The 14,573-nt window shown below is 67.9% G+C and carries 15 protein-coding genes; all 15 read left to right on the top strand.

Annotation, left to right across the window (positions count from 1 at the left end; translation table 11 throughout):
* On the top strand, nucleotides 1-1,245 hold the full coding sequence (locus QUS11_11120) for a trigger factor (GenBank protein ID MDM7993846.1): 1,245 nt from the start codon (nucleotides 1-3) through the stop codon (nucleotides 1,243-1,245).
* A 13-nt stretch (nucleotides 1,246-1,258) separates the two neighbouring features.
* The gene (locus QUS11_11125) at nucleotides 1,259-1,846 is read left to right on the top strand and encodes an ATP-dependent Clp protease proteolytic subunit (protein ID MDM7993847.1); all 588 of its coding nucleotides are present in this window, start codon (nucleotides 1,259-1,261) and stop codon (nucleotides 1,844-1,846) included.
* Nucleotides 1,846-3,108 (top strand): ATP-dependent Clp protease ATP-binding subunit ClpX, encoded by a 1,263-nt coding sequence (gene clpX / locus QUS11_11130; protein ID MDM7993848.1) that lies wholly within the window; start codon nucleotides 1,846-1,848, stop codon nucleotides 3,106-3,108. Before QUS11_11125 ends, clpX begins: the two co-directional genes overlap by 1 nt.
* Nucleotide 3,109: 1 nt before the next feature.
* Nucleotides 3,110-4,363, top strand: coding sequence for an adenylosuccinate synthase (locus tag QUS11_11135; GenBank protein MDM7993849.1), 1,254 nt, complete (start codon nucleotides 3,110-3,112; stop codon nucleotides 4,361-4,363).
* A 59-nt stretch (nucleotides 4,364-4,422) separates the two neighbouring features.
* On the top strand, nucleotides 4,423-5,721 hold the full coding sequence (locus tag QUS11_11140) for a TatD family hydrolase (GenBank protein MDM7993850.1): 1,299 nt from the start codon (nucleotides 4,423-4,425) through the stop codon (nucleotides 5,719-5,721).
* Nucleotides 5,718-6,530: a 16S rRNA (adenine(1518)-N(6)/adenine(1519)-N(6))-dimethyltransferase RsmA gene (rsmA, locus tag QUS11_11145; GenBank protein ID MDM7993851.1), complete on the top strand. Its 813-nt coding sequence runs from the start codon at nucleotides 5,718-5,720 to the stop codon at nucleotides 6,528-6,530. Before QUS11_11140 ends, rsmA begins: the two co-directional genes overlap by 4 nt.
* Nucleotides 6,527-8,335 (top strand): hypothetical protein, encoded by a 1,809-nt coding sequence (locus QUS11_11150; protein MDM7993852.1) that lies wholly within the window; start codon nucleotides 6,527-6,529, stop codon nucleotides 8,333-8,335. The genes rsmA and QUS11_11150 overlap by 4 nt, the downstream gene beginning before the upstream one ends.
* Nucleotides 8,336-8,360: 25 nt before the next feature.
* Complete coding sequence (locus tag QUS11_11155; GenBank protein MDM7993853.1) at nucleotides 8,361-9,041, top strand: hypothetical protein; 681 nt, start codon at nucleotides 8,361-8,363, stop codon at nucleotides 9,039-9,041.
* Nucleotide 9,042: 1 nt separating this feature from the next.
* Nucleotides 9,043-9,657, top strand: a complete 615-nt coding sequence (locus QUS11_11160; GenBank protein ID MDM7993854.1) for a hypothetical protein — start codon at nucleotides 9,043-9,045, stop codon at nucleotides 9,655-9,657.
* Nucleotides 9,654-10,397 (top strand): hypothetical protein, encoded by a 744-nt coding sequence (locus QUS11_11165; GenBank protein MDM7993855.1) that lies wholly within the window; start codon nucleotides 9,654-9,656, stop codon nucleotides 10,395-10,397. The genes QUS11_11160 and QUS11_11165 overlap by 4 nt, the downstream gene beginning before the upstream one ends.
* The gene (locus QUS11_11170) at nucleotides 10,394-11,194 is read left to right on the top strand and encodes an NAD(P)-dependent oxidoreductase (protein MDM7993856.1); all 801 of its coding nucleotides are present in this window, start codon (nucleotides 10,394-10,396) and stop codon (nucleotides 11,192-11,194) included. The genes QUS11_11165 and QUS11_11170 overlap by 4 nt, the downstream gene beginning before the upstream one ends.
* A complete protein-coding gene (locus QUS11_11175; GenBank protein ID MDM7993857.1) occupies nucleotides 11,191-11,760 on the top strand; it encodes an SIS domain-containing protein in 570 nt (189 codons plus the stop codon). Before QUS11_11170 ends, QUS11_11175 begins: the two co-directional genes overlap by 4 nt.
* Complete coding sequence (locus QUS11_11180) at nucleotides 11,757-12,773, top strand: lysylphosphatidylglycerol synthase transmembrane domain-containing protein (GenBank protein MDM7993858.1); 1,017 nt, start codon at nucleotides 11,757-11,759, stop codon at nucleotides 12,771-12,773. The genes QUS11_11175 and QUS11_11180 overlap by 4 nt, the downstream gene beginning before the upstream one ends.
* Before the next feature lie 168 nt (nucleotides 12,774-12,941).
* Nucleotides 12,942-13,217: a zinc ribbon domain-containing protein gene (locus QUS11_11185; GenBank protein MDM7993859.1), complete on the top strand. Its 276-nt coding sequence runs from the start codon at nucleotides 12,942-12,944 to the stop codon at nucleotides 13,215-13,217.
* A complete protein-coding gene (locus tag QUS11_11190) occupies nucleotides 13,202-14,569 on the top strand; it encodes an ABC transporter substrate-binding protein (GenBank protein ID MDM7993860.1) in 1,368 nt (455 codons plus the stop codon). The genes QUS11_11185 and QUS11_11190 overlap by 16 nt, the downstream gene beginning before the upstream one ends.
* The last annotated feature ends 4 nt before the right edge of the window (nucleotides 14,570-14,573 follow it).

Here is a 14,573-nt window from a genome sequence, read left to right on the forward strand (position 1 = left end):
ATGGGTCACGAAATCATCAGCAGGACCGGCGGCTCAGCCGTCGTGCGTTTCACGGCCGAGAGCGGCATGGTCGACTCCCTCTTCGCGAAGGTCAGGACGAAGATAAACAGGGAGCTCAAGATCCCCGGATTCAGGCCCGGCCACATCCCGAGGAGCATGATAGACGGCAGGTTCGGCAACCTGGTCAGGGCCGAGGTGGCCGACGACCTCAGGGAGGCCCTCGTAGCCTCCCTGCTGGACGAGCAGGACTGGGTCCTCTCCGGGCGCGACGCGGCAGGGAGCGATGCTCTGCCCGTCGAGCACGAGGACTATGTCTTCGAGCAGACCTTCACGCTCTTCGAGCTCGATGCCCCCGAAGGCTATGACCGCCTGGAGCTGGAACTGCCGGTGTTCGATTCCGGCGAAGCCGTGGAAAGGACTCTGGAGGCCCTGCGCTGGAAGCTGGTCGACTACCGGAAGGTGGACAGGCCCTCGCAGGACCTCGACCTCGTCCTGGTGGACGCGAGCCGCCCGGGCGACGCCAGGGAGCCCGAGAAGATGGCACTCCGCATCGGAAGGGCCGATCTCGGCGCCGGGCTCGACGCGCTGCTGACCGGACGTTCCCCGGGCGACTCCTTCACTGCCCGGATCGAGTTCGATGCGGCGGTCGAGGGAGCGGAGAACGGCAAGCCCACGAGGTTCGAGATCGCCGAAGTGCGGGAGCCCGTGCTGCCGGAGCTGGACGACGAACTGGCGAAGAAGGCCGGCGGGTTCCAGACCCTCGAGGAGTTCAGGGCTTCGATCCGCGAAAGGGCGGAGGCCCGCTGGAGGATCGACAGGCAGGAGATGCTGGAGTCGCAGGCTCTGGAGAGGATTCTCTCCGGGATGACGTTCGAGCCCCCTGCGTACATGGTGGAGAACCTCACCGAGGATCTGGCGAAGAACCTCGAGGGCGGCCGCGACGAGGAGACCGACAAGGCCCTGAGGGAGATAGCCGCGAGGAAGGTCCGCGAGTTCCTCGTGCTTCGCGCCATCGGCATCAGGGAGTCGATCGGCCCCACCGAGGAGGAGATCGCGAAGGAGACCGCCGGCACCGGGTCCCGGGCGTCGTCCGTCGACAGGATAAGGAACCGCCGGACCATGGAGTACATTCTCTCGAAGGCCGGCATCCGCGATGCGGCTCCCGCGCCGCAGCCGACGGAGGAAGGCGGGCAGGGCCAGGGCTGGTCCTGGAGGGAATGCGAGCCACCCGTCCCTGCGGACTGAAGGGAGACGAGACATGTCGATCATCCCGTTTGTAGTCGAGCGGGTAGGCAATACCGAGAGGTCCTACGACATCTATTCCAGGCTCCTGAAGGAGCGGATCGTGTTCGTGGGCGACGTCATCACCAACGCCAGCGCGAGCGTGGTGGTGGCTCAGCTCCTCTTCCTCGCCGGCGAGGACCCCGAGCGCGACATCAACATGTACATCAACAGCCCCGGGGGCATCGTCTCCTCCGGCCTCGCCATCTACGACACGATGAACTTCATCAAGCCCGACGTGGCCACTTTCTGCCTCGGATCCGCGGCCAGCATGGCCGCCGTGCTGCTCTCGGCCGGCGCAGCGGGCAAGCGGAACATCCTCCCGCACGCCAGGGTGATGCTCCACCAGCCGATGGGCGGCGTGCAGGGGCAGGCCAGCGACATCGAGATCGAGGCGCGCGAGATCATCAAGACGCGCCACGAGCTGAACCGCATCCTGGCCGACCACACCGGACAGCCGCTCGAGAAGATCGAGATCGACACCGACAGGAACTTCTGGATGGATGCGGGCGAGGCGGTAGGGTACGGTCTCGTCGACAACATCCTCAACTCCAAGAGGCAGTGATGGCCAGGCCCGGCAAGTGTTCGTTCTGCAACAGGACCGCCGGACAGGTCAACAGGATCATCCAGGGCCCGGGGGTGAGCATATGCGACGAGTGCATACGCTACTGCTCGGAACTGCTGGAAGAGAACGACCAGGCGGTGCCCGCGGAGACCCCCCCGGTCGCCGAGAAGCCCGTGCCCCCTCCCGACGAGATCAAGCGCAGGCTCGACGAGTGGGTCATCGGGCAGGAGAAGGCCAAGAGGGTCCTCTCCGTCGCGGTCTACAACCACTACAAGCGGCTCAGGGCGACCGAGGACCCCGGCGCCGGCGTCGAGATCGAGAAGAGCAACATCCTGCTCCTCGGTCCGACCGGGGTGGGCAAGACCCTGCTGGCCAGGACCCTTGCCCGCATACTCGACGTCCCGTTCGCGATAGCCGACGCAACCACCCTCACCGAGGCCGGCTACGTGGGCGAGGATGTCGAGAACATCCTGCTCAGGCTCCTCCACGTGACGGGGATGGATGTCAGGAGAGCCCAGCAGGGCATCATCTACATCGACGAGATCGACAAGATCTCGCGCAAGTCCGAGAACGCCTCGATCACCAGGGACGTGTCGGGCGAAGGGGTGCAGCAGGCCCTCCTCAAGATACTCGAGGGCACCGTGGCCAGCGTCCCGCCCCAGGGCGGGCGCAAGCACCCCTATCAGGAGAACATCGCGATAGACACCACCAACATCCTCTTCATCTGCGGGGGTTCGTTCCACGGGCTCTCGGACATCGTCGAGAAGAGACTGTCGCGCAAGAGCATAGGTTTCGGCGCAGAGGACGCCCGCAGGACGGGTGCGGCCTCGGCCCGCTCCGGGACGGCTCTGGATCAGGTCGAGCCCCACGACCTGGTCAGGTTCGGGATAATCCCCGAGCTGGTGGGCCGTCTGCCGGTGACGGTCGCGCTGGAGGACCTGGACGAGGATGCCCTGGTGAGGGTCCTCACCGAGCCGCGCAACGCCCTGGTGAAGCAGTACTCCTACTTCTTCCGGATCGAGGGGGTCGAGCTGGAGTTCAGGGATGCCGCCCTCCACGAGGTGGCCCGCCTCGCGAGGAAGACCGAGAGCGGGGCGAGGGGTCTCAGGGCGATCATGGAGCGCATCCTCCTGGAATCGATGTACAACCTGCCGTCCGAGCGCGATACGGTGAAGAAGCTCGTGGTGACGGAAGAGTGCGTCAGGGACGGCGGCGAGCCCCTCAAGGTGAGGAAGAGGGCCAGGCCCCAGAGGGTCGGATGACATGCCGCTGAGGATTGTCGTAGGCCTGGGCTGGGGTGACGAGGGCAAGGGAAAGGTCGTGGACCACCTGGCCCCCGGCTCCGGTGCCGTTGCGAGGTTCTCGGGCGGGGCCAACGCAGGCCATACGGTGAAGACGGACGGTGGCTCCGTGGTCCTCCACCAGGTCCCTTCGGGGATGCTGAGGCCCGGCATCGCCGGATTCATAGGTGCGGGCTGCGTGCTGGACCCGGTTGCGATGCTCGCCGAGATGGAAGCCCTCTCGGACGCAGGCCATGCGGTCAGGGACAGGCTCCGCGTCTCGGGCTCCGCGCATCTCGTCCATCCCGTCTACAGACTCGTCGAGGTGGAGGAGGAACTCCGCAGGGGCTCACGGGCCATAGGCACCACCGGGCGCGGGATCGGCCCGGCATATGTGAGGAAATTCGGCAGGACCGGGATCAGGCTCGAGGACGCAGCCGACAGGAGCGCTCTCGAGTCGATGTCGGACGCCCTCCTCGAAGAGGCCGCCGGCATGCCGGGAAGCGGGCCCGGACTGGCGCATCAGGCAGCCGAGTTCGTGGATGCCGCCTTCGAGCTCTCAGGGCTCGCTTCCGACGTCGGGAGCGCCATCAGGGGCATGCTCGCAGACGGAGTCTGCGTGATCGCCGAGGGCGCCCAGGGCACCCTGCTCGATCCCGACCACGGCACCTATCCGTTCGTCACCTCCGGTTCGTGCACCGCCGCCTCCGCCTTCCAGAGCCTCGGACTGGGCCCCGGTGCCGCCCTGGTCACGGGGGTGATGAAGGCCTACTCGACCCGCGTGGGGGCAGGCCCCTTCCCAACCGAGCTGGACGACCCCACCGGCGAGGAGCTCCGGAGGAAGGGAAGGGAGTACGGCGCCACCACGGGCCGCCCCCGGCGCTGCGGCTGGCTCGACGCCGTGCTGATGCGCTACTCGGTCGCCCTCAACGGCTGCTCGGAGATCGCACTCACCCTGCTGGACGTGCTGGGCGGCTTTCCCGAGATACGGGTGTGCACCTCCTACGAAGGCCTGCCGGGCGGCCGGCCCGTGTTCGGCAGGGGGCTCTCCGCGTGCAGGCCCGTGTACGAGACCCTGCCGGGGTTCCCCGAGGACATCTCCGGAGAGCGCTCGTGGGGCGCCCTGCCGCCTCCCGCCAGGCGATACGTCGAATTCGTGGAGCGCTTCTGCGGCGCGCCCGTGCGTCTCGTCTCCACCGGCCCCCACAGGGATGACGTCATCCGGAGGGACGTCTGACGGACGCCCTCCCCCCCGACACCCACTGCCACCTGTTCTTCCAGGGACTCGCGGAACGGCTGGAGGATGTCCTCGAAGCCGCCAGGGCGGCCGGGACGGGATGGATCGTCGTCCCGGGCATCGACAGGGACACCAGCTCGCAGGCGGTCTCCATCGCGCGGCAGCACGGCCTCCTGGCGGCGGTGGGCATCCATCCCGCCGAGGCTGAGAACCCCGGGTCCTTCGAGGAGATCGAGCGGCTCGCCTTCGAGCCGGGAGTCTGCGCGATAGGCGAGACGGGGCTCGAACTGAGGCCGGGAGCCCCGCCTCTCGAACTGCAGCGCGAACTCCTCGCATCGCATGCAGGCCTGGCGTCCGACCTGGACCTGCCGCTGGTCTGCCACAGCAGGGGTGCCGAACCTGAGATCGTGGAGGCCCTCGGGGCCCTGGACCCGCCCGGCGCCGTTCTCCACTGCTATACGGGCCCGGACGGACCCGCGCTCGAAGCTGCATCGAGGGGATGGTTCATCGGATTCTCCGGCGCGGTGACGTTCAGGCGCAACGAATCGCTCCGGCGGACCCTGGCGGCCCTGCCGCGGAGCTCCGTACTGGTGGAGACAGACAGCCCGTTCATGTCGCCGGAACCCGTGAGGGGCCGGACCTGCGAGCCCGCCTTCGTGATCCACACCGCCCGCGCGGTGGCCGCCGCCTGGGGGATGCCCTTCGGCGAAGCCTGCTCCATCCTGGCCGCCAACAGCGAGAGGGCGTTCCGGCAGGGAGCCTCGGCCCGGCCTTCGGTGATCTACCGGCTGGACGGGAGGGCCTACGTGAACCTCACCGGGATCTGCGGCAACTCCTGCCGCTTCTGCATCAGGAACACGGAGGACGGCCTCGGGGGATACCTCCTGGCGCACGGGGGCGTCGAGCCTTCGGAGGAGAGGGTCCTGTCGGGCATCTCGCGGCTCCCCCGGCGCGGCTTCAGCGAGATGGTGTTCTGCGGCTACGGTGAGCCCACGTCGCGGCTCGAGCTCCTGCGCCGCGCGGCCGGCCTGGCACGGTCGCTAGGCTGGCGGCTCAGACTGAACACAAACGGGCTCGCACTCTCCTCGTCCGGGCAGGACGAGGTCCTGGGGGTCGTCAGGCTCTTCGACTCGGTGAGCGTCAGCCTCAACGCCTGGGACGACGCATCATACCGCGCCATCTGCAGGCCGTCCGTGCCCGGCGCCTGGGAGAGCGTTCTCGCCTTCGTGCGGCTGGCCGTGTCCGCAGGCCCCCGGGTCAGACTCACCGCGGTGGCCTGCGAGGGGGTGGAGATGGAGAGGGTGCGCGCTGTCGCGGAACGCCTCGGCCTCCCTCTCGTCACGAGGGGAGAGGCGTGAACGCAGTCGAGGTCCGCAGGGCCCTGGACGAACTCGGGATGGTGCCGAACCGCGCCCTCGGTCAGAACTTCCTGGTGAACGAGTCGATAGCCGTCAGGATAGCCGGGGCCTGTCCGGCGGGCAGCGTCCTCGAGATCGGGCCGGGGCTGGGGTCGCTTTCGGAATTCCTGGTCTCACCGGAGCGGCCGGTCACCGCGGTCGAGGTCTCCAGGCTCATGGCCGCCCGTCTGGAGCGCATCTTCGCGGGGAAACCCCTCCGTGTGGTCACCGCCGATTTCCTCGAAGTCGATCCGGACTCGCTACCGGGCGCCCCCTTCGACGCCCTGGCGGCGAACCTCCCCTACGGCATCTCCTCGCCGGCCCTCTTCAGGCTGGCCGAACCCGGTTTCGGGTCGATCCGCACGGCCGTGGTGATGCTCCAGGCCGAGCTGGCCGCCCGGGTCACGGCCGGCCCGGGATCGAAGGAGTACGGCAGGCTCGCCCTGGGCCTGTGGCCCTTCTTCGAGGCATCCGCACTCCTCGACGCCGAGCCCGGCGACTTCCTCCCCGAACCCGCAGTCAGGTCGCGCGTGCTCGTACTCAGGCGCAGGGAGGCCCAGCTCGTGCCGTCCGCGCTCGTCCCCGCCTTCAGGAGGATCGTGGCGGTCTCGTTCTCCCGCAGGAGGAAGACGATCCTCAACAACCTCGCGGCCGCGATGGGGCGGGAGGAGGCTGCTACCCTCCTCGGACTGGCCGGCATAGATTCGGGCTTGAGGGCCGAACAGCTTCCTCCGGAGTGCTTCAGGAGGATGGCGGAGCTGGGGGCATGATGAGGGGGTTCCTGCTGCTGCTGGCGCTGGCATCGCTCGCGCCGGCCTACGACATCGGCTACAACCTTGGCCTCGAGCAGGTGAAGGAGACGAGCAAGCTCCTCAACTCCTTCTCGTTCGCCGAGGCTATCTCGAGCACCGTGAGCATGAGCCTCGACGCCTCGTTCACGGCCGACAGGAGCTATCAGCTCGAGAGGTTCATCGACGGCAGGTCCGGGAACGCCGCCCTTCGCTGGAACCCGCAGGACAGGATCGAGCTCTCCTCCGCGATCTCCCGCAGCATCTCGCTGGAGGAGAGATATGGCGACACGATACAGGACCAGGTCGACAACACTGCCACGGGACAGGTCAGGTACGTGCCGGCGGACTGGGCTTCGGTCCTGATCGGCCTGGGCTTCCACTTCAAGGACTCGGAGCAGATCTCCGGCGACAGCACGCTGGACACCCACGACGAGGGCGGCGTGAGGAACTTCAGCGTCTCGGTCCAGAAGCCGCTCATCGACAGGCTCTCCACGAGTTTCACCATGGCCGAGGGAAGGGTCATGGGCGAGCAGCTCGACACCGGCAGCGACGACCTGGCCGCCAGATTCGGATACACCTTCCCGGGGGCCTTCGAGGGCGGCTCGCTGAGCGTCCAGCTCGCGGCAGCCAGGATCTTCTCCACCTACACGGACTCCTCGTACAGCATCAGGCAGCAGGACTGGAGCCATGCCACGACGCTGACCCTCCCGAAGTTCGCCGACGCCGTGGATTTCGAGCTCGGCACGGACTGGTCCTGGTCCAACCGGTACTGGGAGTACGAGGATTCCACCAGCCGCGAGGACCCAAGGGACAGGCTCGAGAGGACGAGGAGCATCGACGCCCATGTCAGGTGGCAGATGATGGACGCCCTCTCGTCGGACATCGTCTTCAGCAGGACGTTCGACAGGAGCGACAGGAAGAGGACGGGCTTCCCGGACAACGAGCTGTACGACATCTACGAGGTCTGGGACACCAGGGTGCTGAATGCCACGGTCACATACCTCCCGGGCGACTCCAGGATAGTCTTCCTGAGGAGCATCCAGCTCGCGAGGTTCGACACCGAGGGCTCCTGGCCGGGCTTCGGGGACACGCTCCAGGACAACAGCGACAAGGACGAGCTCCGCGAGGTCCTCTCGCTATCGGCGGAGGTCCCGGTCTCTTCGAGGATGACCCTCCTGGGCAGGGTCCAGGGCCAGAACCTCGAGACGGTCTACCTCAAGTCCGACTACTCGGCGAACTCGAGGAACTCGTCCACCTACAGCTTCTCGCCCGGGGTCGAGTACGACCTGGGCCTGGGCTGGGAGATCAGCGAGACGATCGACGTGAGCGCCGACTACACCACCTACAGGTTCCCCGAGAGCTCGACCGGCAACGACCTGCTGTTCAGGAGGCTCGAATCGCGGCTCTCCATCCAGAGGGTCCAGTCCGACTCCACCATGCTGGGCATCTCCCACAACCTGAGGCTGCAGGACCAGGGCAGCTACGAGAACTCGCTGTTCAGCAGGTCGGAGGAGAGCATCAACAGCACCGTGACCCTGAACGGCGGATTCAGGCTCGGTTCGGGCATAGGCATCACGCCGAGCTACTCGTACGAGTTCTCGAGGAGGAAGTTCCTCGACACATCCTTCCTCGAGCCCCAGGAGGACAACCTGCACCACCTCGGCCTGAGGACCAGGATGAGCCTCGGGGAGGGCATACTCTCCCTCAACCTGAAAAGGACCTTCTATTCCGATGACAGAGACAGCTACTGGAACGCCTCGGTCGGCTTCAACTACCTGTTCTAGCATGGTACCGGGGGCGTCGACTCGTATGCATCCCGAGACAGAGACAGCTACTGGAACGCCTCGGTCGGCTTCAACTACCTGTTCCCCCCTCACATCCCTTCTTCTGGCCTTTGCGGTTCTCCTGCAGGCGCCCGGCTGCTCGCTGTTCGACCCCAGGGAGCCCGAGGACCCCGGGGAGGTCCAGGACCCCACGCAGCCGCCCACTTCGCCGTCGATGGTGATGTACAACCTGGATATCGGCCTCGAGTCGAGGAGCATCACGATCTATTCCGCCTGTCTCGACACGTCGTTCGTCTTCACGGCCGATCCCGCCGATGCGGTGGAGTACGGCGGATCCCCCTGGAACTACGATTTCGACGCATGGGACTTCGACGCCGAGTTCACGTCGGTGTACAACCTCCTCGCCTCCACCTCGGGCGATTCCCTGCCGGAGGACAGCCTCGTGGTGGCATACTTCTCGTTTGTGCCCGGCTACTCCGATCCTCCCGCCCCGATGGACAGCGCCGTGATCTGGAGGGAGTACTCGATCGTGGTCGCGGGGAGCGAGCACGCCGGATGGGAGAATCCGGCGGTCGGCCAGGCCCGGATCACGATGGTCGAGGACGCGTCCTCCTACTGGTACATCAGCCGCTGGGAGGACTTCCGCCTCGAGGAGTACCCCGAAGACGCATGCACCTGGGGCGTGGCCAAGGCACCCTACCGCTGACATGGGCTCTCCCGGTCCGACATCCGACACGGCCGCGCTCGCCGACGGGATCGGGCTCCTGAAGCCTGCGTTCGCCGCCGATCTCGGAGCCGGTTCGGGCGGAGTGGCCGGATTCGTCCCCGCTGAGGAAGGACCTGTCTGGCTCCTGGTGGACCTCGACCGGGCCGCCCTCTCCTCGTGCCGGATCGAAGGAGCCCTCAGGGTCTGCTGCGACGTTTCCGAAGTGCCCTACCTCGTGGCCGGCGGCATCGCCGACCTCGTCACGTCCAACCCGCCCTACGGGGACGAGGGGCGTTCCAGGCTGCCGCAGGGGATGCGCAGGCGGCTCGAGAGGCTGGCCGGCCCGGTCGCCCGCTCGCTGTTCGCCCGGGCGGCGTCGCACCTGCTCCGGGCGGGCGGGGAGTACCGGACGGTGAACAGGCCTCAGGCGCTCGAGGAGATGCTGGTGTCCTGCAGGGCGTTCGGCATGGAGGCCTTCGAGATACAGCCGTTCGGCGAACCCTCGCGCCCGGCCGGGCTCGTCAGGCTGCGCGCCGTGAAGGGGGGAGGGAGGAGGCGGCTCCGCCTCCTCCCCCAGAGGCCCCTCCCGGGCTCCGAGAGCTGCAGGGCGGAATGAGCGCCGGGCTCGTAGACATCCACTGCCACATCGTTCCGGGCATCGACGACGGGGCGTCGACCTGGGAGGAGTCGGCCGCGATGCTTCACGAGGCGGCCTCCGCGTCGAAGGGCGGACTGACCCTCGTCGCCACCCCGCATGTCTCCATGGCCGGAGACGGCTCCGCAAGGCGGGAGAAGAGGTTCTCCGAGTTCGCGGCCTTCGCACGGGAGGAGGCTCCCGGAATCAGGATCGGGTTCGGCGCCGAGGTCCTGCTCGATGCATCGCCCGGCAGGGGCCGGGCTTCGCGCATGCCCACATATCCTGGATCGGGATGGGTGCTCGCGGAGCTTCCGGCGGGGATGTCCTGGGCCGGGGCCCTGTTCAGGCTCTGGACGCTTTCGAGGTCCGTCCCGAGGATCGTGCTGGCACATCCCGAGAGGTATCGCTGGTGCTCCCTCAGGCCGGGCCGGCTCGCCGTCCTGGCCCGGCTGGGGATCCTGGGCCAGGTCAGCGGGAGGAGCTTCGAGATGGGCGGGCCTGCCGCGAGGGACACGGCGCTGGGGCTGCTCGAGGACGGACTCTGCAGCTTCCTGGCAAGCGACTGCCACGGCCCGGGGGGCATGACCCTGGGTGCACTGGAGGACCCGGTTGCAGGCAGGATCGGCAGAGAACGCTGGGAGGCGCTCACTCGCATGAATCCCTCCGCCGTCCTGTCGAACCGCGATCTTCCCGAGGAGTACGGGAGGTTCGCGAGATGAGATACCTGGTGACGGGATCGCGCGGGCTACTCGGGAGCCTGTTCATGGAACGCCTGGGACCGCTGGCCACCGGCGTCGACCTCCCTGAGACCGACCTGGCCGCCAGTCCTGCCGGCAACGCCGCCCTCGTAGCCGCGAGCGGAGCCGGCACCGTCATCAACTGCGCCGCTCTCACAGATGTCGACTACTGCGAAACCCACGGCGAGGAGGCATTCCGGATCCATGCCGCCGCGGTCGAAGGCCTCGCCCGTGCGGCGGCCAGGCTCGTTACGTTCAGCACCGACCACGTCTTCAGCGGTCCCTCCGACACCCCCTTCATCGAGGGATGCCCGGTTTCCCCCGCGAACGTCTATGCCGAGAGCAAGCTGGCCGGCGAGATGCGGGCGCTCGAAAACCCATCGGCCATCGTAGTTCGGACCTCGTGGCTCTTCGCAGGCGGGAGGGGCCTGGTCCCCAGGCTCCTCGCCGGCTTGGAGTCGGGGGATCGCGTCAGGGCGGTCGTGGATCAGACCGCGTGCGTCACCTACGCCCCCGATCTGGTCGAGGCCGTTCTCGCCATGCTCGAGGACGGGTTCCGGGGGCTCGTGCACGCGGTGAACCGCGGCCCCGCGACGCCGTTCTCGATCGCGCAGGAGTTCGCCGGCACCCGGGCGGCCCGCCTGGAGCCGGTGAGATGGAGCGACCTCGGGCTGTCCGCGAGGCGCCCGGTCTACTCCGCCCTCGCCACCGCGACCCGGTATGTTCTGCCGTCGAGGGAAGAGGCCGTCGGACGCTGGAGGAAGGAGCGGAAGGGATGAACCTCGAATGCCTGGGTTGGATGGAGGAGGCCAGGAGGGCCCTCGGGGTGTTCGACACATCCCAGCTCGACCCCGTCGTCAGGATCTGCGCCGCCTGCCTCGAGGGGGGCGGGACCATCCTTGTCTGCGGCAACGGGGGCAGTGCGGCCGATTCGATGCACCTGACCGCCGAGCTCGTGGGCAGGTTCCTCGCCGAGAGGAGGCCGCTCAGGGCGGTCTGCCTCTCCGACGACACCGCCTCCATCACCGCCATCGCCAACGACTACGGATACGATAAGGTCTTCGCCAGGCAGGTGGAGGCCCTCGCACGTCCCGGCGACCTGCTCATAGCCATCTCCACCAGCGGCAGGTCACCGAGCGTCATCAGGGCTGTCGAGGCCGCGCGCGCCGCCGGGGCGGGGGTAGTGGCGATGACGGGCGAAGGCGGGGCCGACTTCGCCGCATCTGCGGACGCTGCGATCATCGCACCGGCATCGGTGTCGGGGCATGTCCAGGAGGTCCTCATGGCGGCCGGGCACGCCCTGTGCGCGGCGCTGGAGGCCGGGCTGGCCGGGAAGCCCAGTTGAGCCGCAGGCGGATCCTGCTCCAGCTCGCCGCCGGGCTGGCGATCGCCGTCACGGCTCTCTGGCTGACATACCGGAGCCTCGATCTGGATGGCCTGTCAGGCGTACTCGCCGGCGCCGACTGGGCCGCCCTCCTTCTGGTGCTGCCCTTCCTCGCGCTCAGCTACGTCTTCAGGATCATGCAGTGGCAGGTGCTCCTGTCTCCCATCCGCAGGGTGGGGTTCTCGTGCGCCGCCCCTCCGCTGCTGGCGGGATTCATGGTCAATTCGATCATGCCCGCGCGCCTGGGCGAGTTCGTCAGGGCGCTCCTGCTGTCCAGGCGCACCGGCGTGCCGCGCGCCTCGTCGCTCGCCACCGTGGCGCTGAGCAGGGTCTTCGACGGGCTGACGCTCACGGCCATGAGCCTGGGAGCCGTGGCCGCGTTCTGGGACACGCTCGATTCCCCCATAAGGAGCGGGCTGATGCTGGCCGGAGCGGGATACGTCGCCCTGCTCGCCTTCGTGGTCGCACTGTGGGTGTGGCGGGGCAGGGCCTGCTCCCTTGCGGTCAGGCCCCTGCGGGCCGCCGGCTTCGCGAGGGCTGCCGACGGCCTGGAGAGGATCCTGATGTCGTTCGCCGAGGGGCTGGCAGTCCTCCGCAGCCTGAGGGAGCTGGCGGCGGTGGCGGCCCTTGCCGTGCTGGTGTGGGCATCCCTGGCCCTGTCGGCCGCTCCGGTGTTCCTCGCCCTCTCCCTGCCGTTCCGCTGGTACTACCCCGTACTGGTGCTGATACTGGCCGCCTTCGGGATGCTCGTCCCCACACCGGCAGGCACCGGCACGGTGCACGCGGCGCTCACGGCCGTCATGCCGGCCCTGACGGTCCTGTCTACCCCGCAGGCCGGAGCGCTCGCACTGGTGTTCCATGCCTCGCAGTTCCTCCCGATCATCGCGGCAGGCATCGTCGCCGCCCTGCACGAAGGGCTCAGGGCGCGCGACGTGGTGGAATCCGGGTCCGACACCGGTCCGCCTGGCCACTGAGGCCGGTTCCGGCTCCGCCGCACGGACGATGCCGCACAAGAAGCTGTTCTGCAATGAGATGAAGCATCGGTCCATGTGGCATGCTTCTTGCGGCTGATGCCTTTGCGGGTGGCGCCGCTGCATATTATGGGTTCCGCCGTCGACGCGGCGGCTAACATGGAGGCTTCGATGCCCACGTACGATTACGAGTGCGAATCCTGCGGCCACAGGTACGAGAGGTTCCAGAGCATGACCGACGAGCCCGAGCGCGTCTGCCCCGAATGCGGGTGCGCGGTGCGCAGGCTCATCGGCAGCGGAGCGGGCATCATCTTCAAGGGTGCCGGCTTCTACGCGACCGACTATCGGAAGGGATCCTGCCCCGAGGGAAGGGGCGCGTGCGAATCCGCCAAGCCCTCCCCGGACGACTCCGGGCACACCTGCTCGGGTTCGTGCTGCTGCAAGTAGTACGCGGATCGAAGCGGGAGCGGCCTTCCGGCATCCGCCGGAGCCTGGCCGCGGCTGCGCTCGTGTCCGCGGCCCTGGCCGCGGTCTCCTGCGGAGGTGGCGGCGCTGACAGCGGCGGTGTCGTCACGGTGACATTCTGGCATGCCATGGGCGGCCCCCTGGGGGATGTCCTCGAGGACACGCTCATAGCCGAGTTCAACGAGACCCATCCCGGCATCGAGGTCGTGCCCGTGGCGATGGGGAACTACAGGGCGCTCAGCCAGAAGATCATGGCGAGCGTGATGGCGGACGACACCCCCTCCATCGCGCAGGCCTACGAGACATGGACCGCCCAGCTCGTCAGGGGCGGGGCGATAGTCCCGATGGACTCGCTGATGGCCCTCGACCCCTTCTTCACCGACAGCATCTGGCCGGACGTCTACGAGGTCTTCAGGGAGGACAACACGTTCGACGGGCGGGTCTTCAGCCTGCCCTTCAACAAGAGCGTGCCCATGATCTACTACAACGCAGACCTGTTCGACTCGCTGGGTCTTTCCCCGGCGGCCACCCTGGACGGCCACAGGGCTCTCCTCGAGGCGCTCTGCCTCGACGGCAACTCCGACGGGGACCTCCTCGACGGGGAGGACCGCTGGGGCACCGCCTTCACGGGCAGCGTCTGGACGTTCGAGTGCCTCCTGTCCCAGCACGGAGGCAGTCTGCTCGATTCAACCGGCTCTTCCGTCACCTTCGACTCTCCCGAGGGCGAGGCGGCCCTGGGCTACCTCCAGACCCTCCTCCACGAGGACGGTTCCGCCTATCTCGCCACCGGGTTCGACCACCAGCGCCAGTTCGCGAACGGGCGGGTGGCGCTCATCGAGGCGTCGGTGACGTCGCTGGCCTTCCTCGAGCAGGACATGCAGAGCCGCGCCGAGAACGGCCTGCCGACATTCAGGATCGGCGTCGCCCCCCTTCCGGCCGGTGCGAGGCGCTCGGTCTTCATAGCCGGGACGAACGTAGTGATCTTCAGGTCGGGCGATCCACGCGAGGTGTCGGCCTCCTGGGAGTTCGCCAAGTGGTTCCTCGAGCCGCGGCAGCAGGCCCGGTGGTTCGCCGGCAGCGGCTATCTGCCCGCGGTGCGCAGCGCCCTCGAAGAGCCCGAGGCACTGGCCCGCATCGTGGCCCACCCGGGCCTGGACGCTGTCATAGGCCAGCTCGATTACGCGATATTCGAACCGCAGACATCGGCCTGGTACGAGGGGAGGGAGTTCCTCTCCGAGGCCATCGAGATAGCATTGTACGGAAGGATGACGGCAGGCGAGGCCCTGTCGAGGGCCGCGGCCCTGACGGACGCCGAGATCTCCGCCGGCAGATGATGGC

The sequence above is a fragment of the Candidatus Fermentibacter sp. genome, from assembly GCA_030373045.1.
GTDB lineage: Bacteria > Fermentibacterota > Fermentibacteria > Fermentibacterales > Fermentibacteraceae > Fermentibacter.

Excerpts from the sequence above, each read along its gene's own strand:
- QUS11_11120 (MDM7993846.1), top strand. The coding sequence starts at position 1 with ATGGGTCACGAAATCATCAGCAGGACCGGCGGCTCAGCCGTCGTGCGT.
- QUS11_11125 (MDM7993847.1), top strand. The coding sequence starts at position 1,259 with ATGTCGATCATCCCGTTTGTAGTCGAGCGGGTAGGCAATACCGAGAGG.
- clpX (MDM7993848.1), top strand. The coding sequence starts at position 1,846 with ATGGCCAGGCCCGGCAAGTGTTCGTTCTGCAACAGGACCGCCGGACAG.
- QUS11_11135 (MDM7993849.1), top strand. The coding sequence starts at position 3,110 with ATGCCGCTGAGGATTGTCGTAGGCCTGGGCTGGGGTGACGAGGGCAAG.
- QUS11_11150 (MDM7993852.1), top strand. The coding sequence starts at position 6,527 with ATGATGAGGGGGTTCCTGCTGCTGCTGGCGCTGGCATCGCTCGCGCCG.
- QUS11_11155 (MDM7993853.1), top strand. The coding sequence starts at position 8,361 with ATGCATCCCGAGACAGAGACAGCTACTGGAACGCCTCGGTCGGCTTCA.
- QUS11_11160 (MDM7993854.1), top strand. The coding sequence starts at position 9,043 with ATGGGCTCTCCCGGTCCGACATCCGACACGGCCGCGCTCGCCGACGGG.
- QUS11_11165 (MDM7993855.1), top strand. The coding sequence starts at position 9,654 with ATGAGCGCCGGGCTCGTAGACATCCACTGCCACATCGTTCCGGGCATC.
- QUS11_11170 (MDM7993856.1), top strand. The coding sequence starts at position 10,394 with ATGAGATACCTGGTGACGGGATCGCGCGGGCTACTCGGGAGCCTGTTC.
- QUS11_11175 (MDM7993857.1), top strand. The coding sequence starts at position 11,191 with ATGAACCTCGAATGCCTGGGTTGGATGGAGGAGGCCAGGAGGGCCCTC.
- QUS11_11185 (MDM7993859.1), top strand. The coding sequence starts at position 12,942 with ATGCCCACGTACGATTACGAGTGCGAATCCTGCGGCCACAGGTACGAG.